We start from the raw sequence: 23605 nt of genomic DNA, 5'->3' as shown, positions 1-23605 counted from the left end.
CGGCCATGAAGGCGCAATGTCGCTACTTCTTCGGCGGCGAGGGCCACGGCCGCTGCGGGCCGCGCAGGCCTTCGAACGTCTTGGCCATGCCGAGCACGCCGAGATCGTCGAAGCGGCGGCCGACGATCTGCACGCCGATCGGGAAACCCTTGGCGTCGTACCCGCCATTGATCGAGATCGCGGGGTTTTCAGACATATTCCACGGCACGGTATAGGCAATGTGCTCGAACGGCCTGTCCGGATCGTTGACCGGGGCGGCGAATTCGGCCGGGAAGTTCACCACCGGCGACACCGGCGAAATCACGTAATCGAGGTCGCAGAATAGTTTCGCAGCCGCTGCGCGGATCGCCATCGTGGCGTTAAAGCCCCTGATGACGTCGACGCCGGAAAGCTTCGCGGCGGCTTCCGCCCATTTGTGGATGTAAGGCAGCGTCTTGCCGCGTTCCTCGGGCGACAGTTTCGAGAGATCGTCCCACATCCGGGCGCGCCAGAAATTGTCGAGCCCGTCGAGCATTTCGCGCGTCAGGATGCCATCGACCTCGGTGACGACGGCGCCGGCGGATTCGAACGCCTTGGCCGCCTTGACGGCAACGCTTCGCACGTCGCCTTCCAGCGGCTGCCCGGCGCCGGGATCGAGCATCAGGCCGAGGCGCAGCTTGCGCGGCGATTTATCGAGTGCCTTCCAGTGAATGCTGCTGTCCGCCGGCAGGCTGGTGCCGTCGCGGCGGTCCGGTTTCGACAATACGCACATCATCAGCGCGGCATCGTCGACGGTGCGGGTCATCGGCCCGGCGACGCGGCCGACATAGGGCGGATCGACGGGCACGCGCCCAAAACTCGGCTTCAGCGCGACCAGGCCGCACCAGGAGGCCGGCAGCCGCACCGAGCCGCCGATGTCGGTGCCGAGATGCAGCGGGCCGTAACCGGCGGCAGCAGCCGCACCCGCGCCGGAGGAGGAGCCGCCGGCATTTTTACTGAGGTCCCAGGGATTGCGGGTGAGAGGATGGAAGCTGGAGAGGCCCGACGACAGCATGCCGTAATCCGGCATCGTGGTCTTGGCGAAGATGATCGCGCCGGATTCGCGCAACCGCGCGGCGGGCGGCGCATCTTTCTCCGCTGCCACCTGCTTGACACTGGCGGCACCCAGCGGGACCGGCTGGCCCTTGGTGGCGATGTTGTCCTTGATGGTGACCGGAATGCCGTCGAGCGTGCCGGCGGGCTCGCCCCTCTGCCAGCGGTCGGTCGAGGCCTTCGCGGCCGCGCGCGCGCTGTCCGGATCGAACAGATAGAGCGCCTTGATGTGCGGCTCCCACGCCGCGACATGCTCGATCACTTCCTCCAGCACTTCCGAGGGCGAGAACTGCTTGGCGCGATAGCCGGCGATCAGGTCGGTCGCGGAAAGGTCATGCAGCGAGGTGATTTCTTCTTGTTCTTCTTTGACGGTTTTATGCATGCGAACCTGCCGGCAAACGGGTTTCGATAATGCGGGCGAACATGCTGGCGCCGATCGGCAGGATCTTGTCGTCGAGGAAATAACCGGGATTGTGCACCGGTACCGAGCCGTCATGGCCGATCCAGAAATAGGCGCCGGGCACCACCTGCATCATGTCGGCGAAATCCTCACTTCCCATCTTCGGCGTCGCGCGCGTCAGCACATTGGCCGGATCGACCACGGTCTTCGCCACCGCCTCGACCACCCGCGACTGCTCCTCCTCGTTGACGAGCACGCTGAACGTATCGCGGATGTCGGCGGTGATCTCGCACTGATAGGTCGCGGCAATGCCGGCGCAGATCGTCCGCATGCGCTCGCGGATCAGGGCGCGCACGCCGTCGTCAAACGCGCGCACCGTGCCGCCCAGTCTGGCGTCGCCGGGGATCACGTTGTTCGCGGAGCCGGCATGGATCTGCGTGACCGACAGCACCGCGGACTTCAGGGGATCGACGTTGCGGCTGACGATGGTCTGCAGAGCCTGCGTCAGCGTGGTGGCGATGATGACCGCATCCTTGGAGCGTTCGGGCATCGCGCCATGCGCGCCGTAGCCCTGGATGGTGATGTCGAAGAAATCAGCCCCGGCCATCGCCGGTCCCGGCAGGATCGCGATCTCGCCGTGGTTCAGGTCCGGCGCGTTGTGCAGGCCATAGACCTCGTCGCAGGGGAATTTCTCGAACAGGCCGTCCTTGATCATGGCGCGCGCGCCGCCGAGCCCTTCCTCGGCGGGCTGGAAGATGAAATGCACGGTGCCGTCGAAATTTTTGGTCTCGGCCAGATAGCGCGCGGTGCCGAGCAGCATGGTGGTGTGGCCGTCATGGCCGCAGCCGTGGAAGCGGCCGGGAATCGTCGAGCGCCATTTCAGGTTGGTATTCTCTTCCATTGGCAGCGCGTCCATGTCGGCGCGCAGGCCGATGCGCTTGCCGCCACTGCCCTTGCCCTTGAGCACGCCGATCACGCCGGTGCCGCCGAGGCCGCGATGCACCTCGATGCCCCAGCCCTTCAGCTTCTCCGCGACGATGCCGGAGGTGCGCACTTCCTCGAAGCCGATCTCGGGATGGGCATGCAGATCGCGTCTGATGGCGGTGAGTTCTTCGGTGTAGCCGTCGATGCGGTCGATGGTGGGCATGTCTGTTATCCCGTGACTGGAGAGGTTGAGTGAGATTGAGCGGATGGGGTGAAGGCAGGGCCGTTCGGTTTGATGCGGATGCCCGGACGCAGCCGTGTCCAGGGTAATGCTGCGGTGTCGGCCGGCATCGCGCCGGGTGCGGCGCAGATCAGCAGCTTTTCGGCGATCGGTTCGAAGTCGGCGCGGAAATGCACCGAGCTCTTGTTGACCAGGATTTTCTGTTCGGTCGGCTCGATGCCGACATAGCGGTACATCGATTGATCGGCGAGCTGCGCCTTGTAGGAGCCGACGACCACTCTGACATCACCGATGCGCAGGCAGGCCGAGGGCCCCATATCCATGTCGCGTCCGCGATAATAGGGGCCGGCCGCCACGAATTTGCCGTCGGACAGTTTTTCGACGACGAAAGTTTCCCGGTATGGCGCATCGCCCGGTATGCCGGACTTGCCGCCGAGATCCAGCGTGACCGTGGCGCCGACACCGGCCGTATGCGCTGATCTGGCCGACGCCGGATCGTAGATCACGCCGGTGGCACCGGAGGCCTTGTTGCGCACCAGCGCGCGCAGCATGCCCGTGGTGTCGGAATCGCCGCCGGCGCCGGGATTGTCCTGGGTGTCCGCGATGACGATCGGCCTGCTTGCCGATTTCGCCAGCTCCATCGCGAGACGCACGCCGTCATCGGGCGAATAGATGCGGCCGTCGAAATCGTCCTCGTGGCTCTCGACCAGCGTCACCAGTTTGTCGGCCGCGGCATCCGCATCAGCCTGCGTCCGGCCGTAGGCAAACACGCTCGGCCCGCAGTCCCGAAAATCCGCCGCCGGGAAACCCGGCGCAAAGGACAGCGTCGGCACCGCGTCGCTTTCGAGCGCCGCGAGCTTTTCATAGATGCCCTTGGTCGGCTGGTCGTTGGTGCATTGCCAACTGATCGGGATCAGGAACGGCAATTGCCGGAACGCTTTTGCAAAACGTGTTTTCGTCTTCAGCATCAGCGCGAGGTGTCTTGCACAGGCGCGGCCGGTATCGGCCATGTCGATGTGGGGATAGGTGCGGTAGGCAATGAGCGCATCGGCATGCGCCATCATCTCGGGCGAGACGTTGGCATGGAGGTCGAGGCTCACGACCAGCGGCAGGTCGTTACCGATCACCTTGCGCACGCGGGCCAGCGTTTCGCCTTCGCCGTCGTCATGACGCTCGGTCACCATCGCGCCGTGCAGGTCGAGATAGACGGCGTCGATCGGTCCCGCCGCGGCGATGCCGTCGACCATCTCCTTCATGACGCGCTCGAAGGCATCCGTAGTGACATGCGCCGATGGCACCGCGGCCGCGGAGATCGTCGGGACCAGCTCCCAGCCATTGGCTTCGGCCGCCTCGACGAAGCCGGCCAGGCCGACATTGATCTTGCGCATCACCTTGAGGACGTCGGCGCCATGCGCCATCGACGGCCAGCCGCCGCCATGGACGAAATCGTCATAGGTCGCCTTGGTTGGCGCAAAAGTGTTGGTCTCGTGCAGAAAGGCGCCAACGGCGATGCGGGTCATTAAGTCTCTCGGTCAATGCTTTTCGTTGGGGGACGTTAAGCGTGACATCGCGGAAAGCGCAAGCGGAGGAGCAATTCCGTTTTGCATGCCGCGTGGGCGTTAAGGTCGGCTTGCTGCGCGACCAACCGCGTCATTGCCTGCGACAAACGCAAGTTTGCGCAAGGGAGCGAAGCGACGAAGCAATCCATGCCTCAGCATGCAGCCGCATGGATTGCTTCGCTTCGCTCGCAATGACGGGGAGGGAGCGTTGCTCTCCGCCAATATCGGAACTGGGAACGAAATCGGCGAAATCGCAGCCGCAGCCTTGCTGTGCGCCGCTCAACTCAGCGTCGCCAACAAACCCGCCATCAAACGGCCACGCTCAGCGAGGCTGTCGACCTCGATATGCTCGTTGAGCGTATGAGCGTCGGCGCCACGAACACCCAGGCCATCAAGGGTGGGGATGCCCATGGCGCCGGTAAAATTGCCGTCGGAGCCGCCACCGGCGCTGGCATGCGGGAGCTCGAGGCCCATGCCCTTCGCCACGCCGCGCGCGTGTTCATAAAGCGCCATCGTGCCCGCGTCCGGTTCCCACACCGGCCGGGTCACGCCACGCGTGACCTTGAACGTGACATCGTTGCTGCTCCCGGAAAGCGCGAGCATCCTTTCGACGCCGCGATCGAGATCGGCCTGTCGTTTGGCCATGCTGAGCGCCTCGCCGGTGCAGGTGGTGGCGACGCAATTGACCCATTGGCCGCCATGCACGATGCCGACCGAGAAGGTGCAATCTTCGGTCGTCATGCCGTCGATAGCGATAATCTGGCGTGCCATCTCGCGGATCGCGGAACGGCCCGATGAGAGCGTGGCGCCGGCATGGCTCGGCTTGCCGATGGCTTCGAGATTGAAGCGGGCGATGGCATATCGCCCGGTGACCACGCCGTTGTTGAGGCGGCCCGGCTCCGGCACCAGTACGTACTTGTTGCGGGCGGCTTCGGCCTCGATGATGTCCCGGGTCGACGGCGTGCCGACCTCTTCATCCGGCGTGAACAGCACGGTGATCGGCAGCGGCGTGGTGAACGCGGCGCGGGCCAGTTGCCGGATCGCTTCGAGGGTGAGGTAGTTGCCGCCTTTCATGTCGAAGATGCCCGGGCCGTAGCATTTGTTGCCTTCACGCCGCCACGCCAGCTTTTCCAGCGTGCCGATGGGATGGACGGTATCCAGATGGCCGGCGATCAGGATTCCAGGTTCGCCCTGCTTCGGGTGAGGGAAGCGCGCGCGGACGCAGCCGGCAAAGCCCTGCCGTCCGGCGATGCGTTCGATGGTCGCACCCATGATGGCCATTTCGCGGGCCGCAAGATCGAGCATGCGATCGACCGCACGCGCATCCCAGGTGGGGCTTTCGCATTCCACCCAGGCCCGCAAACCCTGCAGCATGGAATCGGAATCAAAGGGAAGGTTGGCAGGATTCATGAGGGGTCCTCCCGGTTGGGCCGGAATGTTTGGGTTCGGTGTGGACCCTTTACGAGAAGGACCGGCGGCAGATTTGTAAAGGGAAAACATGGCGCGTTCGGACCTTCCCGGTGCGCGGTAGGGGCAACGGTAATTCTGGCATCATTCTTGATTGTAGACTTTTGAGGAGGCGCGTTGGCGGAGCTGAACCGGGACTGCAATCCATCTGGCGGCAGGCGCAAGCCGGCCTTGATAAGGACCTGTCCGGAGGGCTGTCCTGATTTCTGCTGAGCGCCGGCGCCACCAGTGTCGTCGGGGTCAAAAGGGTGTTGTGAAGCTGAATATCGACCCTATAGTCCGGTGAGAAATTGGGCAGGGGCCTGAACAATAGGCGTTCGGGCGTTAAGACGACAACGGAGACGAAGGAATGAACGTGTTCAGAAAAGCAATTCTTGCTGCGACGTGTGTCGGCAGCCTGGTGGCCATGGAAGCGCCCGCGCTTGCCCAGACCACGTTGCGCGCCGTCATGCACTCGGATCTGAAGATTCTGGATCCGATCTGGACCACGGCCTACATCGTCCGCAACCACGGCTACATGATCTACGATGTGCTGCTCGCGCAGGATGAAAAGGGCGAGATCAAGCCGCAGATGGTGGAGAAGTACGAAGCCTTGGCCGACGGCAAGGGCTACACCTTCACCTTGCGCGACGGACTGCTGTGGCATGACGGGCAGCCGGTCACGTCGGAAGATTGCATCGCATCAATCAAACGCTGGGCCGCCAAGGATTCGCTTGGCCAGAAGATGATGACTTTCGTCGACTCGATTGCCGTGGTCGATGCCAAGACTTTCACCATCAAGCTCAAGGAACCGACAGGTCTCGTGCTTCTCGGCCTGTCAAAACCTTCGTCGAACGTGCCGTTCATGATGCCCAAGCGCGTCGCGGAAACCGACCCGAACAAGCAGATCGAGGATTTCACCGGATCCGGGCCCTTTGTTTTCCTGAAAGACGAATGGAAGCCGGGCGACAAGACGGTCTATGCGAAGTTCGACAAATACAAGCCGCGTAGTGAGCCGGTGTCCGGCATGGCCGGCGGCAAGGTCGTCAAGGTCGACCGCGTCGAGTGGCGCGCGATTTCCGACGCGCAGCAGGCCGTCAACGCGCTGTCCAAGGGCGAAATCGATTTCGTCGAGCAGCCGAGCCACGATTTGCTGGGCACGCTGAAGAAGGACCCCAACGTCTCGGTCATCATATCGCCGCCGCTGAAGGGGCAGTACGTCTTCCGTCCGAACCACATCCACAAACCGTTCGACAATCCCAAGATTCGTCAGGCCCTGTGGTATGCCTTCAACCAGGAAGACTTCCTGATGGCGACCATTGGCGACGCCGACTACATCAAGGAGTGCAAGGCGCTGTTCATCTGCGGTACGCCGTTCGCGTCGACCAAGGGAATGGACGGACTTCTCACCTCCAACGCCAAGAAGGCGCAGGAGCTGCTGAAGGAAGCCGGTTACGACGGCACCCCGGTCGTGCTGATGCACTCGACCGACCTCAAGGTGCTGACCAACCTTGCGCCGGTCGCCAAATCGCTGATGGAGAAGGCGGGCTTCAAGGTCGACATGCAATCGATGGATTGGCAGTCGGTGGTCGCGCGCCGGGCCAAGAAGGACCCGCCCAATGCCGGTGGCTGGAACGCGTTCCTGACGGCCTGGGTTGCCGCCGACGTGATGAACCCGGTGTCGACGGCCTATCTGAACTCATCGTGCGACAAGGCGTTGTTCGGCTGGCCGTGCGATGCCGAACTCGAAAAACTGCGCGATGACTTCGCACGCGAAACCGACCCGGCCAAGCAGAAGGCGATCGCCGAGGCGGTGCAACTGCGTGCCATCGAGACGACGCCCGAGATTCCGGTCGGCGAATATGTGCAGCCGGTCGCGATGCGCAAGAACGTCAAGGGGTTCGTCATTGCGCCGGCGCCGGTATTCTGGAACATCGAAGTCACCAAGTGAGTTGAGCGGCGCGGGCGGGGGAAATTTCTCCGCCTGCGTCGTTTGAAGGTCGGCCAACCATGTCCATGTACGGTTACCTCTTCCGGCGACTGCTCGGCACCATTCCGGTGATGCTGGTCGTGGCGGTCTTTATCTTCCTGATGCTTCGACTGACGCCGTCGGATCCGGCGGCGATCCTTGCCGGCGACAGCGCCAACAGCGAGCAGATCGCCCAAATCCGCCAGCAACTCGGCCTTGACCAGCCGATGCTGCAGCAGTTCGTCATCTGGTCGGGCAGGGTGCTGACCGGCGATTTCGGCGAAAGCTTCTTCTTCAAGAAGACGGTCGCCGCGCTGATCGGCGAGCGCATTGAGCCTACGCTGTCGCTGGCCTTCTTCACCATGCTGATCGCGGTGTGTGTGGCGGTGCCGCTCGGCGTGATGGCGGCACATTGGCAAGGCAGCTGGCTCGACCGCATTGTCATGGGCTTTTCGGTGCTCGGATTTTCGGTGCCGGTGTTTGTGGTCGGCTATCTCCTGATCTACGTGTTTTCGATCTGGCTGAACTGGTTGCCGGTGCAGGGCTATCAGCGTCTTTCCGAAGGCGTCGGCGGCTGGGCGCTGCGGCTGCTGCTGCCCTCGGTGACGCTGTCGGTGATCTATGTGGCGCTGATCGCGCGCATGACCCGCACCAGCGTGCTCGAAGTGCTCTCGGAGGATTACATCCGCACCGCGCGCGCCAAGGGACAGTCCGAGCGAAAGGTGCTGTTCCGCCATGCGCTGCGCAATGCGGCGGTGCCGATCGTCACCGTGATCGGCCTCGGCGTGGCGCTGCTGATCGGCGGCGTCGTCGTGACTGAAAGCGTGTTCACGATTCCCGGCCTCGGCAGGCTCACGGTCGACGCGGTGCTGGCGCGCGACTATCCGACGATCCAGGCCGTGATCCTGCTGTTTTCATTCGTCTACGTCATGATCAACCTGGCAGTTGACATGATCTATACCGTGCTCGATCCCAGGATTCGCTACTGATGGTGGACGCGACGATCATCGAACCCGTTCTGCCGGCGAGCCCCGGAAAGCCGGCTTCGTTCCGTAAATTGCTGCGTAACCCGAGCGTGATGTTCGGCGCCACGATCATCACGATTGCCTTGTTGATGGGGCTGCTGGCGCCCTGGCTCGGCACCATCGACCCGACGGCGATCAACCCGATCGCGCGCAACAAGGTCCCCGGTGCTGAGTTCACGATGCGCACGGACACCGGCGAGCGCATCAAGATGATGGCCGTTTTCGGCACCGACGGGCTCGGGCGCGACGTCTACAGCCGGGTGATCTATGGCGCGCGCGTCTCGCTGCTGGTCGGCGTTTCGGTCGCACTGATCAGCGTCGCCGCCGGCCTCTTCATTGGGCTATTGGCCGGCTTCTTCCGTATCCTGGATGCCGTGATCATGCGGATCATGGACGGGTTAATGGCCATCCCGGCGATCCTGCTGGCGATCGCCATGGTGTCGCTGTTCCGCTCCAGCGTGCTGACCGTGATCATTGCCATCACGGTTCCGCAGATACCGGGCGTCGTCCGGCTGGTGCGCTCGATCGTGCTCTCGGTGCGCGAGGAGCCCTATGTCGAGGCCGCGGTCACGCTCGGCACTTCAACCCCGAAGCTGCTGTGGCGGCATGTATTGCCCAACACGATCGCGCCAATGATCGTGCAGGGCACCTTCATCTGCGCGTCCGCCATCCTCATCGAAGCCATTCTGTCCTTCCTTGGCATCGGCGTACCGCCGGAAGTGCCGACCTGGGGTAACATCATGGCCGCCGGACGAGAGGTGTTCAGCCTGTTCCCGCACAACATCATCTATCCCGGCGTCTGCCTCGCGCTGACGATCCTGGCCGTCAACGTTCTCGGCGACGGCTTGCGCGATACGCTCGATCCCAAAATGGCGAAGCGGGTGTGATGTGAGCAACACTGTCCTCGAAGTCTCGAACCTTTCCGTCGCCATCAAGGGAGGCGACAGGACGCACGCGGTGCAGGGTATCAACCTGACCGTCGGCGCCGACGAGATTGTCTGCGTGGTGGGCGAATCCGGCTCCGGCAAATCGGTGACGGCGCAGGCCGTGATGGGGCTTTTGCCGAAGGGCGCGATGCAGGTCGAGAGCGGCTCGATCCGGCTGCAGGGCGATCAACTGCTCACCAAGTCCGACGCCGAGTTGCGCGCGATCCGCGGCACCCGCATGGCCATGGTGTTCCAGGAGCCGATGACCGCGCTCAATCCGGTCGAGCGGGTCGGCGACCAGATCCGCGAAGTGCTGGAGATCCACACCAGCCTCGACCAGAAGCAACAGCGTGCGCGCGTGCTCGAGATCATGCGCGCGGTGCATCTGCCCGATCCCGAACAGATGATCGATGCCTATCCGCACCAGCTCTCCGGCGGCCAGCGCCAGCGGATCATGATCGCGGCGGCGCTGGTGCTCGATCCCGCGCTGCTGATTGCCGACGAGCCGACCACCGCGCTCGACGTCACCACCCAGGCGCAGATCCTCAAGCTCGTGCGGGAAATGCAGGGCCGCACGAAAACCGGCGTGCTGTTCATCACCCATGATTTCGGCGTCGTCTCCGAGATCGCCGACCGCGTCGTGGTGATGCAGATGGGCCGGATCGTGGAGCAGGGTCCCTGCGAGGAGGTGCTGCGGAATCCGCGCGAGGATTATACAAGGATGCTGCTGGCCGCGGTGCCGAGCATGACGCCGCCGAAGCGGTTGCCGGTGACCGGACCGGTAGTTCTTCAGACCGAGAAGCTTTTCAAGACCTATGGCAAGCGCTCGCTGTTCCAGCCGAAGGCGCGCGTGGTGGCCGCGGTCAAGGACGTCTCGCTGACGATCCGGCGCGGCGAAACGCTGGGCATTGTCGGCGAGTCCGGGTCCGGCAAGTCGACGGTGGCGCGCTGCGTCGCGCGGCTGGTCGACGCTACCGACGGCGGCATCAAGATCGACGGCATCGATATCGCGGCGATGCGGGAAGCGAAATTCCGCCCGATGCGCCGGCGTGTCCAGTTCATTTTCCAGGACCCCTATCGGTCGCTCAATCCGCGCCGCACCGTCGGCGAGGCGATCATCGAGGGCCCGATGAATTTTGGCCTCGGCCGCAAGGAGGCGCTGCAGCGCGCGCGCGACCTGATGGCGGTGGTGCATCTGCCGCCGGCCGCGATCGATCGTTTCCCGCATCAATTCTCCGGCGGCCAGCGCCAGCGGATCTGCATTGCGCGGGCGCTGGCGATGGAGCCTGAATTGCTGATCGGCGACGAGCCGGTATCGGCGCTCGACGTCTCCGTGCAGGATCAGGTGCTGAAGCTATTGGACGAAGTGCGCCGCAAGTTCGATCTGGCGGTGCTGTTCATCACCCATGATTTGCGGGTGGCAGCCCAGGTCTGTGACCGGATCGCGGTCATGCAGCGCGGGGTGATTGTCGAGCAGGGCGTCACGGCCGACGTCTTTGCCGCGCCCCAGCACGAATACACCAGGGCATTGTTCGACGCCGCGCCCGGCCGGCATCAGGAATTCGCCGCCACCGCGTAGCGGCGTCGCGCAATCTGTCCCGATCGTCATGGCGAGCGAAGCGAAGCAATCCATATTTCTTTGCGGGGGGAGAATGGATCGCTGCGCTTCGCTCGCAATGACGTGATCATCAGCAGTGGGTATCCCGCATCAGCTCCAGGCCATCGCTCGACAGCGGCGAGGGGATTTGCGGTTGTTGCGGCTGGGACCGCCGATCCCGCGGCAGTTTCCGCCCGGTTACGGCGGGTTTGGGTTGTTCGCTAGCCATGTCGTCATACTCCTTTTGTGCATGACAACATTTTTTGTTGCGTTGCGTTCCTCAGGCTGGATGCGCGGCGAGATGTTCCAGCATTAATTCGCAGACACGTTCCGGCGCCTGATCCGCCGCAAAATGCCCGACGCCAGGTAGCACTTCGAAGCGATAGGGCGCGGCGATGAAATCGACCGTGCCTTCGGCGGCGGCGCGGCCGACGGTGTCGTCAGCGTCGCCCCAGATATAAAGCGTCGGCACGCGGATCGGGCCGAGCGGCCCGCGGATCGCGCCGCGGGCGCGATACCAGGACAGCGCTGCTTCCATCGCTTGCCTGTTGCCGAGCACGGCGAGATGCCTCTCGATCGCATCAGATGGGACGCCATTGGCGGCCAGGCGCTCGCGCAGCCATCTGGCGTTGTCGGCCAGCACGACATCGGCGGCATCCGGTTCCAGAAACGCCTTGTGGTGCTTTGAGCGTTGCGCCTGCTCGTCGTCGGTTGCCAGCGCGCGGTTGAACGCGTTCGGATGCGGTCGCGAGAGAATGGTGAGGGAGGCCAACCGTTCGTGATGGCGGTCGGCGATGCCCCAGGCGATGCTGCCGCCCCAGTCGTGGCCAGCCAGATGAAAGCGCGCCTCCTCACAGCCTGCGGCCGCCGCGATCGCCATGGCGTCGTCCATCAGGCGGTCGATCAGATAGTGCGAAAACTCGTGCGGATCCGGCCGGGCGCCCGGCGAATAGCCGCGCTGGCTCGGCGCGATGGCGCGATAGCCCATGTCGCCGAGAGCCGTGACCTGGGCGCGCCAGCAATGCATCGATTCCGCAAAGCCGTGCAGCAGCAGTACCAGCGGCGCCCCGGTCGCGCCCGCGGTGATGGCGTCGAAGACCAGATGCGGCGCGATGATGATCTTTTCTTGGATGGGCATGGGGTGATCCTGGACAGGCATTCAGGCCGATCCATGATGGACCATATTTCCACGGGGCGGGCGGAATTGTGCAACCCGGGAAAAGTGCTGTATTGGAAGCCGCACAGAGGCCCTGAAGGGACGGACGTTGTATTATCTGAGGTCGATACTATTCGATGCCGCCGTGGTGGTCCTGACGCTGGTGGTTTCGCTGTCGGTGCCGTTCATGGCGCTGTTCAACGCGAGCAGCACGACGGTGCGCGCGGTGTCCCAGGTCTGGGCCAACGGCATCATGTTCCTGATGAAGTACGTGGTGGGGCTGGATTATCGCGTCGAGGGGCGCGAGCACGTTCCTGACGGAGCCTGCATCATTGCCTGCAATCATCAGTCGCTGTGGGAGACCGCGGCGCTCTGCGTGATCTTCCCCGATGCCAGCATCGTCGCCAAGAAGGAGTTGAGGAAGCTGCCGCTCGTCGGCTGGTTTCTGGAGCGCTATCCGATGATCCTGGTTGACCGCTCGGCCGGCCGCCAGGCGCTGCGCCAGATGGTCGATGAGGCCCGGCTCGCGGTCGGCGAGGGACGCAAGGCGCTGCTGTTTCCGCAAGGCACGCGGCAGGCGATCGACGAGCCCATGACGTTCCAGTCGGCCGGCATCTCCGCTTTGTACACCAACCTCGACGTCCCGGTGGTGCCGGCGGCGTGCAATTCCGGCCTGTTCTGGGGCAAGAAGACCCTGATGATGCATTCAGGCACCATCACCCTCTCTTTTCTTCCGCCGATTGCGCCGGGCCTGCCGCGCAAGGAGTTTCAGGAAAAGATGGAGCGGATGATCACGGAAGAAGCGAGCCGGCTGCTTACGGTGACCGAGGCGAAGGTGGCGCGCTGATCCGCGCGGCAACCCAGCCCGCAAAGGGCGAGAGAAACGCCAGGCACCAGATGAACTGCGCGGCCGGGGGTGCGACGGAGGCCACTCCCGTCGCGAGCGCCAACACGAACACCGGAAACAGCGCGGTGACCATCAAATACGGATCGTGGCGGCCACGCAGCGCGAGAATCCACAACACCGCATTCACGACGGCGATCAGGGTCAGGTGCAGCCCGTAGATCACGGCAATCACGCCATCGAGCCGATACACGCCGTAGAGACCATTGGTCACCGGCAGGATGATGATCGTGAGCAGAAAAAACAGATTAAGGAACACCACGCCACGCCCGGCCTCCGGCGCCACCGCAAGCCGCCGGTGATGGCTGAACCAGAACAGGCCGGCGACGACGAAGCTGATTGCCAGCGCGATGACGGGTTGGGCGTAGACGTGGGCCAGACCCATCCAGGTGGGCGCCTGCTTGAAACTGCTGGCTTTCGGCAAATCATAGGCGAGCAGCGTCATGGCAACGCCGAAGATGGTGTTGCTCAGCATCTCGAGCCGGCGCATTTCGAAAAGATCGGTGTGTGGCAATGGGGGTCCCCGGTCTTACTATTCCGTTGTCGCTTGACCGGTCCTAGCCGCGCCAGTCCGTCGTCGCCTTCGCTTCGCTCAGGCTATGCCGGACACGCTTCGACCTTACGGTCTCGCGTGGCTGCGCCACGCGTAGCCCGTCAGGGCGAAGCGTGGTGCGGGCGGTGGGACTCGAACCCACACGACGTTGCCATCGAGGGATTTTAAGTCCCTTGCGTCTACCAGTTCCGCCACGTCCGCTTTAGTCTCAGGAGATCAATAACTTAGCAGGTTTAGCGGAGAAGTGGAATTGGGATAGTCTCCACCGAAACCGCTTCCCACCTTTAAGTGAGGGCGCGGGCCAAAGCAAAGCCTCAATGCGGACACTTGGGGTGTTTACCTGCGGCGAGCTTTAGGCAATCTCAACATAATCCACTTAACGAAGGTCTGATGCCCAACTCGCTGTCCCATCGCCAATTATTCTCGCGCAGCCTTGCGGCGCTGGCGCTGGTTGCGCTCGGCGCCGGGCTCTCCGGCTGCGCCGGGATGAGCGACACGATTTCGCCGGCCTTCGCCGATCCCGCCAAATACGAACTCTACGATTGCAAGCAGCTCGAGACGGAGCGCAAGAACCTCGCTACCCGCACCGCGGAAGTGCAGGGGTTGATGACAAAGGCCGAAACCGGCGTCGCCGGACCCGTGGTGGCGGAGATGGCCTATCGCAACGACTACATTGCGTTGCGCGGACAATCGAAGCTGGCCGAAGAAGCCTGGCAGAAGAACAGGTGTCAGGATTCGAAACCGGAAGCCAAGGCGGCAGCGCCGGTCGCGCCGGCTCCTGCCAAGGGCAAGCGTTCGAAGGCCAGCGGTGCGGTAAATTAAAGGATCGTAGCCCGGATGGAGCGAAGCGAAATCCGGGTATCGCCTGCGGATGGGCTGATCCCGGTTTACGCTGCGCTCCACCCCGGCTGCGGGATTTCAATCATACCCGCCAATCGTAGATCCAGTCTTGCCGTGCCAGCATGCGCTCGGGGCCCATCGCCTTGATGGCAAGGTCGCGCGCCAGCGCCAGAGGTCCGGTGAGATGATAGATGCGGCCCTGTTGCCGCGCGGCGCGCTGCACCCGCAGCACGCGGCCGCGGCGCTGCCGGCCATATCTCTTCAGGGTTGCGGGGATGCCCGCGATATTGTCGCCCGGGCTTTCGCTCAGGCACTTTGCGAGCACGGCGGCGTCCTCGATCGCCATGCCCGCGCCCTGCGCGGCAAACGGCAGCATCGCATGCGCGGCGTCGCCGAGCAGTGCGACCGCACCCTCCGTCCATTCGCCGAGATCGGGCAGCGTGAACAGCGCCCATCGCCGCCATCCGTCGACGGCGCCGAGCAGCATCCGCGCGGTCGCGGGCCAGCGTTGCGAGGCGAACGCGCTCTTGAGTTCGTTGGCATCGCCGGGCGCGCTCCAGCCCGGCCTGTTCCAGGTTCCCGGTACGATCGCCACCACGTTGATCTGCCGTGCCGCCGAGATCGGGTAGGCGACCAGATGCGCCTGCGGCCCCATCCAGAGCTGCACCCGCGGCGAGGTATATTCGCGCGGCAGCGTCGTCGCATCGAGCGTTCCGCGCCAGGCGATCAGGCCGGAAAACTGCGGTTGCACCTCCGGGAATAAATGGTTCCGCACCGCCGACCAGATGCCGTCGGCGCCGATCAGCGCCACCGCCAGCTCCTGTTGTCGCGCATTGCCGCGGCGCTGGACAACGGTCAGCCCCTTGGCGTGCGAAGTCACGTCCTCGAACTGGCAACCGAGCCTGAGATCGATGTCCGGATGGTCGTTGACCTGGGCCGCCAGTGCGGCTTGCAGATCGGCGCGGTGCATCACCCAATAGGGCGCACCGGCGCGAAGGCTGGCGGCCTCGCCGAGCGGCAGGCGGGCGATCTCGCCGCCCGCGCGCGCGCTCATGATGTTGATGGCCTCGGGAGTTACGGCACGCGGCGCAAGCCGCTGCCGCAGGCCAAGGTCGACCAGGATCCGGCTGGCGTTGGGCGAAAGCTGCAGGCCGGCGCCGGCTTCCTCCAGCCGCTCCGCCTTCTCCAGAATGACGACGCGAAAGCCTTTGGCGGCGAGCGAAAGCGCTGCCGTCAGTCCCCCGATCCCGGCACCAGCAACGATGATGGTGCGCGCGGCAGCCACCGAGGGGTCAGGCGACCTTGTCCTTCAGGACGCATTCCGGCGGGCGGGCCTCGCCCGCGGCGAGGTCGGCCGCAAAGCGATACAGCGTGGAGCAGTAGGGGCAGATGATCTCGTTGTCGTTGCCGAGGTCGAGAAACACGTGCGGATGGTCGAACGGCGGGTTGGCGCCCACGCACATGAATTCCTGCGAGCCGATCTCGATCACCGGGACGCCGGCGTCGTTATGGAAATGCGGGACGACATGATCGGACATCAGGTTCACCTTGGATAGCAACGATGAGCGCACGCAATCAACACGACGCGGCAGCTTCGAAATGCCGCGCACCATAGTGGGGGGTGCCGATGATTCCTAGAGCCGAATCTTGGAGGTCCCGACCGCACATTTGCTCATGCAAATTCGACACAATCTTGTCGTGGGAGAAAAGCCCTTCTTTCGTCGGGGCGGTTGTGTCTTAAAAACGGCATACCATCTTGAGAAAGACGAAAACATTGGACTTTTTTGGATGAGGCGGTTGCGGCTCGGTTCAGCTCTGGCAGGAATGGCGCTCAGCGTTGCGGTGTGCGCGGCGCTGTGGCCGCATGCCCGCGAGGCCACAGCCATTCTGGCGGCGCAGGACGACCCCGCGGCGCTGTCCGATATCCACATCAATTCCGCCCTGCGAAGCAACCAGGCGCTGGTCGCCGAGAACATCGAGACAGCACTGGCGGAGGGCGATTCCGATCTCGCCAACAGCTTCGTCGAACTCGCGCGCGACAAGGGCATTGCCGTCAGCGACGAACTGTCGAAGCGCGTCAGCGATGCCGTTACCGACGCGGGTTCGGCCTCGCATTTTGCCAAACGCTTTGCCACGGGTCTGGTGACCGGTAACGCCGACGACGTCGCGAGCCTGTCGGGCACAGTCGCCGGCGATCTCTTCGTGTTCGGCGACATCAGGGATGTCGTGCGCGAGGGCAAGCATCTGGCGACCGGCGAGGAGGCTGACCGGCTGGTGCTGGGCCTGGCGACGGTAGGCCTTGCGGTGACCGCCGCGACCTACGTCTCGGTCGGCGGTGTCGGACCGCTGCGCGCCGGCCTTTCCATGGTCAAGGACGCCCGCAAGGTCGGGCGGCTGGGCGAGGGGCTGACGCAATGGGCCGGCCGCTCGGCGCGCGAGGTCGTCGATGCGCCGGTGCTGCAGCAGGCGGTCGCGAAGGGCTCGGTGCTGCGGCCCGGCGAGACCGTCAGCGCGATCAGGGCGGCGTTCCGCGCCGAGAAGGCCGGCGCGCTGGTTCGGCTGGCGAAAGATGTCGGACGTGTCGGCGAAAAGGCCGGCACCCGGGGGGCGCTCGACACGCTGCGCATCGCGCAAGGACCGAAGGACGTCGCGCGCGCGGCCCGGCTTGCCGAATCCAAGGGCGGCCAGACCCGTGCTATCCTGAAGCTGCTCGGCCGCGGCGCGCTGCTGCTGGCGGCCGGGACGTTCAATCTGACGATGTGGGTGTTCGGTGCTCTGCTGGCGTTGTTCGGTTTTCTGTCGTCGATCAAGGCGACCACCGAGCGGGCCACCGAAGCGTGGCTTCGTCGCAAGAAGGCGCGGCGGTTTAGACAGCAGGCGGCGGCAGGCTTGCCGTCCGGCCCGGCTCTGGCGGGCGCTGTCACGCAAGGCTAGACTTTCGGTCATTGCAAAGATCGCCATCCGATCCCCAAAACATGGAACTGATGATGCCGAGTTTTCACAACGGCGCTGTCGAAATTGCCTATCTCGACGAAGGCGAGGGCGATCCGATCGTTCTCGTGCACGGCTTTGCTTCCAGCAAGAACGTCAATTGGGTCTATCCGACCTGGGTTTCCGATCTGAAGAAAGACGGCCGCCGCGTGATCGCACTCGACAATCGCGGCCACGGCGATTCCGCAAAACTCTACGATTCCGCGGATTATGAAATTGCGATCATGGCAAGCGACGTCATCGCGCTGCTGGATCATCTGCGAATCGAGCGCGCCGACATCATGGGCTATTCGCTGGGATCGCGAATGACGGCGATACTGGCGCGCGAGCAGCCGCAGCGGCTGCGCTCGGCGATCCTCGGCGGCATCGGGATCGGACTGATCGAGGGCGGCGGCCCCGGCGAGAACGTGGCGATCGCGCTGGAGGCGCCGTCGCTGGAGGACGTCACCGACCCGGTCGGGCGGACGTTTCGCGCCTTCGCCGATCAGACCCGCTCCGACCGCCGCGCGCTTGCGGCCTGCCTGCGCGGTTCACGGCGGCTGATGACATCTGCGGAAGCCGCTGGCATCGGCGTGCCGGTCCTGATCGCGGTCGGCACCAAGGACGAAATCGCTGGCTCAGCCGCGGCGCTCGGGAAAATCATTCCGGGCGCCGAGGTGCTCGACATTCCGAACCGCGACCACATGCGCGCCGTCGGCGACAAGGTCTACAAGACGGGCGTCACCGACTTCTTGTCGCGCCGGCAATGAGCGATCGCGCGCGTCACCGGCGAGCTGTCGGAGCGCCGCGATCAGCACCGCCGTGGTCGCAAGCCACGCCATGCGTGCACCGTAACGGTCGTGCGGGCCGGATATCACGGCACAGATGAACGCGTTGCCGAGCACGGCGAACGAAACCGTGCCGGCGAGCAAAGTGAGATCGTCGAACGGCCGGCGCAGCACGCCGCGGCCGAACAGGATCGCGGCCAGCAGCATCGACGCCAGCGCGACGGGAATGTGAAGCCGGTTGATCGCGGTGAAGTCGAAATGCCAGCGCTGCTGCTGCGCCGCGCGCATCGGCTTTATTTGTGCCGGAAGAAAACGCTCGATGATGCCGTAGGTATGGCCGAGCCAGGTATTGATCCCTTCACCGGTGGCGACATGGACGAGTTGCTGCGCCGTCCCCGTCAGCGCCGCCTTGGCCTGCCAGGCCGGATATTCGGCCAGCGAATGCACCACGATGAAGCCCATCTCGTCGTTCAGCCCCTGAAAGCGGCCGAGCCTGTTGAACATGCTGTTGCCCCACAGGAACTGATCAGCGGTCGCGGGAAGCCGGTCGCGATACGGGCAGAGCTTGAAGTTTTGCTTTGGACAATGATCGCGCAGATACTGGGCGACGATGCCATCCTGCAGCATCCGTCCGAAGGCGACGCCGTAGCCGCCGGGCGTCCACGCCAGCTTTCCGGACAATACAAAATTGGTCGAGAGCAGCAGCAGGGCGCCCGCGATAATGGTGAGGCTGCCTTGGGCCAACCCTGAAACGGAAATCCGCCCGCGCAGAAACGGCCGCGCGATCCAGCCCATGCAGCAAAGTCCGAGCAACACCGCGAGCGTTGCGCTGTGCGTCGCCGCGGCGAAAGCGGTGAGGCCAAACAGCAGGCATTTCTCGATGGTCGAAGTTCTCTCGCCATGCGTGACCAGGATGAAGAGCGCCAGCACGGACAGGCCGGCAAAGATGTCGGTCAGGAGCGTGCTGGCGAGCCAGGGCAGCGAGGTGGTCAGGACCAGCACGAGGCTCATGGCCAGTAGCCGCAACGGCTGGGGCTGGCCCAGCACGCGCAGGATCAACTGCAGGATCCACAGCGTCGCCAGCGCGTTGATCCCGAGGTTGATCCAGAAGCTCGAATCCTCGCCGAAATGCAGATAGAGGCCGAACGTGGTGGAGCGGCTCGGTACCAGATAGCCTTCGTACCACCGCGCCAGATAGCCGCCGGTATCCCATTGGAGCAGCGGGTAGCCATTCCACAGGGCAGGAGCCAGCAACATCAGCGGGATGGTGATGGCCGCGATCCAGGCCGACCACGCATTGGCAGCGGTCCGCACCCGCAATATTTGCGTTCTGATGTGGTGTCCCCCCATTTTAGCCCAGCATGCCGGGCATGGCCGGCAGGCCGAAATTGATCAATAGTCGGACATGATCCGGCTTGATTTCCCGAATTGACTGACCACCTTGAACCAGCCCCAACGGCATTCAGCGGCAGTTTACGCTGCCGAAGCCTGCCCGGGACAGCTACCCGCCGGCCGTGCTATAGTATCGACCAACCAAGCTAAATTGCGAGAGCCACCCATGGCAGTGCATCAGGTCAATCCGCAAGGTTCGAAGCTCGCCGCGCTCGATCCGATCTGGGATCGCGTCCGGGGCGAGGCGGAGGACATCGTCCGCCGCGAGCCCGAACTGGCCTCCTTCATCTATTCGACCGTGCTGCATCACGAGCGTCTCGAAGATTCGGTGATCCATCGGATCGCCGAGCGGCTCGATCATTCGGCGCTGTCGGGCGACTTGATCCGTCAGACCTATGACGAAGCGCTGCGCGATGAACCCGATCTCGGCAATGCGTTCCGCGCCGATCTGGTCGCGGTCTACGACCGCGATCCCGCAACCTCGCGCTTCATCGATCCGTTGCTCTACTTCAAGGGTTTTCACGCGCTGCAGACCCACAGGCTGGCGCACTGGCTCTATCAAAAGGGCCGCAAGGATTTCGCGTATTATCTGCAAAGCCGCTCGTCGGCGGTGTTTCAGACCGACATCAACCCCGCCGCCAAAATCGGCCGCGGCATTTTCCTCGATCACGCGACCGGCTTCGTCTGCGGCGAGACCGCCGTGATCGACGACGACGTTTCGATCCTGCACGGCGTCACGCTGGGCGGCACCGGCAAGGAGAACGAGGACCGTCATCCGAAGATCCGGCGCGGCGTGCTGATCGGGGCGGGAGCGAAGATTCTCGGTAATATCGAGATCGGCCATTGCGCGCGCATCGCCGCCGGCTCGGTGGTGGTCAAGCCGGTGCCGCACAACGTTACGGTGGCAGGCGTTCCCGCAAAGATCGTCGGCGAAGCGGGCTGTGCGGAGCCGTCGCGCACCATGGATCAGATGCTCGGCGCGATCGGGCTTTGATTTTCCACACTTTCTCGCAGCCGTATTTGTGAAGTTACGGCTGGTAGTCTGCGCCGTCTCGTCCTAAAAACCTCCCGGAAATTCAAAGAATCCGATTGGAGACCGCCGTGGACGTTCAGGAAGTCAGGAAGCTCGACGCCTATCTCAAGCGCGTATTCGGCAATCCCAAGATCCGCGTCGTGCCGCGCCCGAAAAAGGACGACTCCGCCGAAGTCTATATCGGCGAGGAATTCATCGGCGTGCTGTTTGTCGATGACGAGGACGACGATCGCTCGTTCCAGTTCCAGATGGCGATTCTCGAGGAAGATCTGGCCGACGTCGGATGAGGCGGGCGTAAGCGCCGCAACGCCGTAGGGTGGGCAAAGGAGCGCAAGCGACGTGCCCACCATCTATCACCGAGCGAGCTACAAAATGGTGGGCAGGCTTCGCTTTGCCCACCCTACAAATTTGCTCCGAATCCGAGCCTAGCCCTTCGGTCCCTGCATCTGCGCCGTCAGGCGATCCATTGCATTCGCAACGTCGCGCCATTGCGACAGCCAGCTCCGCGGAAAGCGGAACGTCAGGTCGGCGCCGTCGACGCGGCGCTCGCTGAGGCACATGCCGGGCGTGAGGCCGTCGCGCGAGCAGCGCGCGTCAAGGCCCGGCGTCGTGGCGGAGACCAGGTCTTCGTTGGCGTAAGGCGAGCCGTCGCGAAAGGCGCGCATCGTCAGGCCGTCATCGACCGGCGTCGTGGCCTGCGCGAGGTAGCGCGGATAGATGGTGCGGACCCGCGCATCCGGCGCCAGCGTATCGTGGTGGGCCGATATCGACACGAAGATCCGGTCGATCGGCTGTACCTTCTCCTCGATCGTATCGGCACTGACGTGCTTCGGAGCATCCGGCGGTTCCAGCGACGGGAAGACGAAACTGAGATCGACCCGCTCTTGCGGCCCGGAGTGGCGCTGGATCTTCCGGCGGATCGCCGCGGTCGGCACGTTGAAGAGCGTGCTGCCGACGCTGACCGGCAACCGGTCCGGAGCGCTGGCGGGGCGCGCCACCCAAGTCGGCCACAGCAGATAGGCGACCAGCGCAACGGCGCCCGCGGTGATGGTTAGCGCGACCATGATCAGGATCATGTGCGAGCGGGGGTCCCTGCGGGTGTCGCGGGCGATGTGCTGGGCGGTCGAAAGCAGGGTCATGAACGAAGCGTCGGTCGAGGAAGAGTGAGGCGAATCATCTGGGCGAATATGCCATGGGGAACGTGATTTCCTCATGATTTCGCGGGAGTTCCGGCCTCCTTAGCCATGCGCAAACGCCGTCCGGGCTGACCGCTATTAACCTTTCCTTAAGGATGCTGTGGCGGCCGCCGGCCAATTTTGCGAAAGCAGGCCGCGCGGTTTTTCGAGTAGGGGAAAGTTTGTCATGTCGCCCGAAGCGTTGAATTCCCTGTTCGCCCTCTGCATCGGCTTTGCGTTCGCGGGCGCGCTTACCAGCGGCTATCAGGCGATGGCGGCGCGGCCGGCGGGGTTCGGGCTGCTTGGGGAAGGCGTGGCGCCGAAGACGTTTGCGGCCGTGCCGTTTCTGGTCTTCGCCGCACCCTTCATCATCATGCGTAACACGTTGCGCGGCGCCAAGATCGAGCGCCGCCGTTTCGAATTCGTGATGATGGCGACCGTGCTTTCCGGCTTCTGGAGCCTGATGTCCGGCACGTTTTTCCTGATGACGCTGCGCGCCACCGGCGTGCTTATTTGAGGCTTTCGGCCTGCTCGCTTGATCGCGCACCAGCGGTTATGCCAAGGTCTCCGGTAACGGAGACCTTTTTGCTATGGCGATCTACGAACTCGACGGGCAGGGGCCCGAACTCCCGGCGGACGGAAACTATTTCATCGCAGATACCGCCGCCGTAATCGGCAAGGTGCGCCTCTTGAATTCTGCCAGCGTGTGGTTCGGCGCGGTGCTGCGCGGCGACAATGAATGGATCGAGATCGGCGAAGGCTCCAACGTGCAGGACAATTCCACCTGCCACACCGATCCCGGCTTTCCGCTCACGATCGGCAGCAACTGCACCGTCGGCCACAATGTGATCCTGCACGGTTGCACGCTTGAAGACGATGCGCTGGTTGGAATGGGCTCCATCGTCATGAACGGCGCGCGAATACGCCGCGGCAGTGTCGTCGGCGCGGGCTCGATCATTACCGAAGGCAAGGAGTATCCCGAATATTCCCTGATCATCGGCTCGCCCGCGCGCGCGATCCGGACGTTGACGCCGGAGCAGTCGGCGGCGATGGGGCGTGCCGCGAAGTCCTACCAACGGAACGGACCACGCTTTAAAAATGGACTGAAGAAGATCGGCTAACAACCGCCGATCTGCGATCGGGGCTAGGTGCCTTCGCTTTCGTTCGCCTCGCGTGCACCGGCGACCTTTTCATGGCCGGCGGCCCATAGCGCATGCTGCTCGCTGCCATCCTGATATGGATTGGTTTCAGCGGGAATATTCTGGCGCGCGGCGCGCTCGCCTTGCTCGAAAGGGTCGGGATCTGAATTCATGCTGGCGTCTTTCCGGTTTTCGATTTCTTCTGCGTCGCGGCCTTCGACAGCCCCGCACTTTTCCGCAGCGCATCCTTGAGGTCGACGGGAATGCCATGCTTCTTGAGCAGGTCGGCAAAGGCTTCGTCGGCCAATTCCTGAAACGTCCCCATCCGGTCGCGTGCAAGCTGGGTAAGTTTGTCCAGCGTGTCGTCGTCAAAGGCGATCAATTTGCGCAAGCGCAATCACTCCGTGTCGAGCGGATGTGAACCAACGATCTGGCGGGGGAAACGTTCCCGGTAGGAACAAGGGCCGGGGCGCTGTCGTTGCTTCGAAAAGGAGATT

The 23605-nt window shown here is 63.8% G+C and carries 23 protein-coding genes, 1 tRNA gene and 1 pseudogene; 12 read left to right on the top strand and 13 right to left on the bottom strand.

Going from position 1 to position 23605, the window contains the following annotated elements:
• Window positions 1-22 precede the first annotated feature (22 nt).
• The 4 genes from ACPPVP_RS29905 to ACPPVP_RS29890 all read right to left on the bottom strand — a co-directional run bounded on the left by ACPPVP_RS29905 (window position 23) and on the right by ACPPVP_RS29890 (window position 5605).
• A complete protein-coding gene (locus ACPPVP_RS29905; RefSeq protein ID WP_426527072.1) occupies window positions 23-1453 on the bottom strand; it encodes an amidase in 1431 nt (476 codons plus the stop codon).
• The gene (locus ACPPVP_RS29900; protein WP_426527070.1) at window positions 1446-2618 is read right to left on the bottom strand and encodes a M20 aminoacylase family protein; all 1173 of its coding nucleotides are present in this window, start codon (window positions 2616-2618) and stop codon (window positions 1446-1448) included. Before ACPPVP_RS29900 ends, ACPPVP_RS29905 begins: the two co-directional genes overlap by 8 nt.
• A gap of 5 nt (window positions 2619-2623) precedes the next feature.
• Complete coding sequence (locus ACPPVP_RS29895; protein WP_426527068.1) at window positions 2624-4156, bottom strand: M81 family metallopeptidase; 1533 nt, start codon at window positions 4154-4156, stop codon at window positions 2624-2626.
• A 318-nt stretch (window positions 4157-4474) separates the two neighbouring features.
• Window positions 4475-5605: a M20/M25/M40 family metallo-hydrolase gene (locus ACPPVP_RS29890; RefSeq protein WP_426527066.1), complete on the bottom strand. Its 1131-nt coding sequence runs from the start codon at window positions 5603-5605 to the stop codon at window positions 4475-4477.
• A 406-nt stretch (window positions 5606-6011) separates the two neighbouring features.
• Between ACPPVP_RS29890 and ACPPVP_RS29885 the strand changes: the two genes are divergently transcribed.
• From ACPPVP_RS29885 to ACPPVP_RS29870, 4 genes are all read left to right on the top strand, one after another.
• Window positions 6012-7592 (top strand): ABC transporter substrate-binding protein, encoded by a 1581-nt coding sequence (locus tag ACPPVP_RS29885; RefSeq protein ID WP_426527064.1) that lies wholly within the window; start codon window positions 6012-6014, stop codon window positions 7590-7592.
• A gap of 65 nt (window positions 7593-7657) precedes the next feature.
• Complete coding sequence (locus tag ACPPVP_RS29880) at window positions 7658-8599, top strand: ABC transporter permease (RefSeq protein WP_426538134.1); 942 nt, start codon at window positions 7658-7660, stop codon at window positions 8597-8599.
• Window positions 8599-9522: an ABC transporter permease gene (locus ACPPVP_RS29875; RefSeq protein ID WP_426527062.1), complete on the top strand. Its 924-nt coding sequence runs from the start codon at window positions 8599-8601 to the stop codon at window positions 9520-9522. The genes ACPPVP_RS29880 and ACPPVP_RS29875 overlap by 1 nt, the downstream gene beginning before the upstream one ends.
• Before the next feature lies 1 nt (window position 9523).
• Window positions 9524-11140 carry an ABC transporter ATP-binding protein gene (locus ACPPVP_RS29870; RefSeq protein ID WP_426527060.1) on the top strand — a complete coding sequence of 539 codons (1617 nt, stop codon included), beginning with the start codon at window positions 9524-9526 and terminating at the stop codon, window positions 11138-11140.
• Between the two features lie 298 nt (window positions 11141-11438).
• On the opposite strand, the gene ACPPVP_RS29865 is transcribed toward ACPPVP_RS29870, so the two are convergent.
• Complete coding sequence (locus ACPPVP_RS29865; RefSeq protein ID WP_426527058.1) at window positions 11439-12296, bottom strand: alpha/beta fold hydrolase; 858 nt, start codon at window positions 12294-12296, stop codon at window positions 11439-11441.
• A 127-nt stretch (window positions 12297-12423) separates the two neighbouring features.
• On the opposite strand from ACPPVP_RS29865, the gene ACPPVP_RS29860 reads away from it, so the two are divergent.
• Window positions 12424-13161 (top strand): lysophospholipid acyltransferase family protein, encoded by a 738-nt coding sequence (locus tag ACPPVP_RS29860; RefSeq protein ID WP_426527057.1) that lies wholly within the window; start codon window positions 12424-12426, stop codon window positions 13159-13161.
• Here the strand turns inward: ACPPVP_RS29860 and ACPPVP_RS29855 are convergent.
• Both ACPPVP_RS29855 and ACPPVP_RS29850 read right to left on the bottom strand, forming a co-directional pair.
• A complete protein-coding gene (locus tag ACPPVP_RS29855; protein ID WP_426538132.1) occupies window positions 13130-13708 on the bottom strand; it encodes a TMEM175 family protein in 579 nt (192 codons plus the stop codon). The genes ACPPVP_RS29860 and ACPPVP_RS29855 overlap by 32 nt on opposite strands.
• A 177-nt stretch (window positions 13709-13885) precedes the next feature.
• Window positions 13886-13972, bottom strand: a tRNA-Leu gene (locus ACPPVP_RS29850).
• A 189-nt stretch (window positions 13973-14161) separates the two neighbouring features.
• On the opposite strand from ACPPVP_RS29850, the gene ACPPVP_RS29845 reads away from it, so the two are divergent.
• Complete coding sequence (locus tag ACPPVP_RS29845; RefSeq protein ID WP_426527055.1) at window positions 14162-14593, top strand: twin-arginine translocation pathway signal; 432 nt, start codon at window positions 14162-14164, stop codon at window positions 14591-14593.
• Window positions 14594-14693: 100 nt separating this feature from the next.
• On the opposite strand, the gene ACPPVP_RS29840 is transcribed toward ACPPVP_RS29845, so the two are convergent.
• Both ACPPVP_RS29840 and ACPPVP_RS29835 read right to left on the bottom strand, forming a co-directional pair.
• Window positions 14694-15896, bottom strand: coding sequence for an FAD-dependent monooxygenase (locus tag ACPPVP_RS29840; RefSeq protein WP_426527053.1), 1203 nt, complete (start codon window positions 15894-15896; stop codon window positions 14694-14696).
• A gap of 7 nt (window positions 15897-15903) precedes the next feature.
• On the bottom strand, window positions 15904-16149 hold the full coding sequence (locus ACPPVP_RS29835; protein WP_426527051.1) for a zinc-finger domain-containing protein: 246 nt from the start codon (window positions 16147-16149) through the stop codon (window positions 15904-15906).
• A gap of 250 nt (window positions 16150-16399) precedes the next feature.
• Here ACPPVP_RS29835 and ACPPVP_RS29830 point away from each other — a divergent pair, with 250 nt between their 5' ends.
• The gene (locus tag ACPPVP_RS29830; protein WP_426527049.1) at window positions 16400-17545 is read left to right on the top strand and encodes a hypothetical protein; all 1146 of its coding nucleotides are present in this window, start codon (window positions 16400-16402) and stop codon (window positions 17543-17545) included.
• Between the two features lie 53 nt (window positions 17546-17598).
• A complete protein-coding gene (locus ACPPVP_RS29825) occupies window positions 17599-18351 on the top strand; it encodes an alpha/beta fold hydrolase (protein ID WP_426527047.1) in 753 nt (250 codons plus the stop codon).
• Window positions 18352-18363: 12 nt separating this feature from the next.
• Here ACPPVP_RS29825 and ACPPVP_RS29820 read toward each other — a convergent pair.
• A pseudogene (locus tag ACPPVP_RS29820) lies at window positions 18364-19719 on the bottom strand (hypothetical protein); the annotation flags it as partial.
• A 208-nt stretch (window positions 19720-19927) separates the two neighbouring features.
• Between ACPPVP_RS29820 and cysE the strand changes: the two are divergent.
• Window positions 19928-20755, top strand: a complete 828-nt coding sequence (gene cysE / locus ACPPVP_RS29815; protein ID WP_426527045.1) for a serine O-acetyltransferase — start codon at window positions 19928-19930, stop codon at window positions 20753-20755.
• Between the two features lie 107 nt (window positions 20756-20862).
• Window positions 20863-21081, top strand: coding sequence for a DUF3126 family protein (locus ACPPVP_RS29810; RefSeq protein WP_025590201.1), 219 nt, complete (start codon window positions 20863-20865; stop codon window positions 21079-21081).
• Window positions 21082-21219: 138 nt separating this feature from the next.
• On the opposite strand, the gene ACPPVP_RS29805 is transcribed toward ACPPVP_RS29810, so the two are convergent.
• The gene (locus ACPPVP_RS29805) at window positions 21220-21933 is read right to left on the bottom strand and encodes a hypothetical protein (RefSeq protein WP_426527043.1); all 714 of its coding nucleotides are present in this window, start codon (window positions 21931-21933) and stop codon (window positions 21220-21222) included.
• Between the two features lie 223 nt (window positions 21934-22156).
• Between ACPPVP_RS29805 and ACPPVP_RS29800 the strand changes: the two genes are divergently transcribed.
• The gene (locus ACPPVP_RS29800) at window positions 22157-22486 is read left to right on the top strand and encodes a DUF6949 family protein (RefSeq protein WP_426527041.1); all 330 of its coding nucleotides are present in this window, start codon (window positions 22157-22159) and stop codon (window positions 22484-22486) included.
• A gap of 73 nt (window positions 22487-22559) precedes the next feature.
• Window positions 22560-23090, top strand: a complete 531-nt coding sequence (locus tag ACPPVP_RS29795; protein ID WP_426527039.1) for a gamma carbonic anhydrase family protein — start codon at window positions 22560-22562, stop codon at window positions 23088-23090.
• Between the two features lie 23 nt (window positions 23091-23113).
• Here the strand turns inward: ACPPVP_RS29795 and ACPPVP_RS29790 are convergent, their stop codons facing one another.
• Together ACPPVP_RS29790 and ACPPVP_RS29785 are read right to left on the bottom strand one after the other, a co-directional pair.
• A complete protein-coding gene (locus tag ACPPVP_RS29790) occupies window positions 23114-23281 on the bottom strand; it encodes a hypothetical protein (RefSeq protein WP_426527037.1) in 168 nt (55 codons plus the stop codon).
• A complete protein-coding gene (locus tag ACPPVP_RS29785) occupies window positions 23278-23499 on the bottom strand; it encodes a hypothetical protein (protein ID WP_426527035.1) in 222 nt (73 codons plus the stop codon). Before ACPPVP_RS29785 ends, ACPPVP_RS29790 begins: the two co-directional genes overlap by 4 nt.
• Between the last annotated feature and the right edge of the window lie 106 nt (window positions 23500-23605).

The organism is Bradyrhizobium sp. McL0615, from assembly GCF_049993905.1.
GTDB lineage: Bacteria > Pseudomonadota > Alphaproteobacteria > Rhizobiales > Xanthobacteraceae > Bradyrhizobium.
This window is presented reverse-complemented; position numbering and strand designations above follow the sequence as displayed.

Coding starts and splice junctions, on each gene's coding strand:
- ACPPVP_RS29880 (WP_426538134.1), top strand. CDS start 7,658: ATGTACGGTTACCTCTTCCGGCGACTGCTCGGCACCATTCCGGTGATG.
- ACPPVP_RS29905 (WP_426527072.1), bottom strand. CDS start 1,453: ATGCATAAAACCGTCAAAGAAGAACAAGAAGAAATCACCTCGCTGCAT.
- ACPPVP_RS29875 (WP_426527062.1), top strand. CDS start 8,599: ATGGTGGACGCGACGATCATCGAACCCGTTCTGCCGGCGAGCCCCGGA.
- ACPPVP_RS29805 (WP_426527043.1), bottom strand. CDS start 21,933: ATGACCCTGCTTTCGACCGCCCAGCACATCGCCCGCGACACCCGCAGG.
- ACPPVP_RS29900 (WP_426527070.1), bottom strand. CDS start 2,618: ATGCCCACCATCGACCGCATCGACGGCTACACCGAAGAACTCACCGCC.
- ACPPVP_RS29800 (WP_426527041.1), top strand. CDS start 22,157: ATGTCGCCCGAAGCGTTGAATTCCCTGTTCGCCCTCTGCATCGGCTTT.
- ACPPVP_RS29865 (WP_426527058.1), bottom strand. CDS start 12,296: ATGCCCATCCAAGAAAAGATCATCATCGCGCCGCATCTGGTCTTCGAC.
- ACPPVP_RS29890 (WP_426527066.1), bottom strand. CDS start 5,605: ATGAATCCTGCCAACCTTCCCTTTGATTCCGATTCCATGCTGCAGGGT.
- ACPPVP_RS29825 (WP_426527047.1), top strand. CDS start 17,599: ATGCCGAGTTTTCACAACGGCGCTGTCGAAATTGCCTATCTCGACGAA.
- ACPPVP_RS29885 (WP_426527064.1), top strand. CDS start 6,012: ATGAACGTGTTCAGAAAAGCAATTCTTGCTGCGACGTGTGTCGGCAGC.
- ACPPVP_RS29795 (WP_426527039.1), top strand. CDS start 22,560: ATGGCGATCTACGAACTCGACGGGCAGGGGCCCGAACTCCCGGCGGAC.
- ACPPVP_RS29830 (WP_426527049.1), top strand. CDS start 16,400: ATGAGGCGGTTGCGGCTCGGTTCAGCTCTGGCAGGAATGGCGCTCAGC.
- ACPPVP_RS29835 (WP_426527051.1), bottom strand. CDS start 16,149: ATGTCCGATCATGTCGTCCCGCATTTCCATAACGACGCCGGCGTCCCG.
- ACPPVP_RS29895 (WP_426527068.1), bottom strand. CDS start 4,156: ATGACCCGCATCGCCGTTGGCGCCTTTCTGCACGAGACCAACACTTTT.
- ACPPVP_RS29845 (WP_426527055.1), top strand. CDS start 14,162: ATGCCCAACTCGCTGTCCCATCGCCAATTATTCTCGCGCAGCCTTGCG.
- ACPPVP_RS29790 (WP_426527037.1), bottom strand. CDS start 23,281: ATGAATTCAGATCCCGACCCTTTCGAGCAAGGCGAGCGCGCCGCGCGC.
- cysE (WP_426527045.1), top strand. CDS start 19,928: ATGGCAGTGCATCAGGTCAATCCGCAAGGTTCGAAGCTCGCCGCGCTC.
- ACPPVP_RS29855 (WP_426538132.1), bottom strand. CDS start 13,708: ATGCGCCGGCTCGAGATGCTGAGCAACACCATCTTCGGCGTTGCCATG.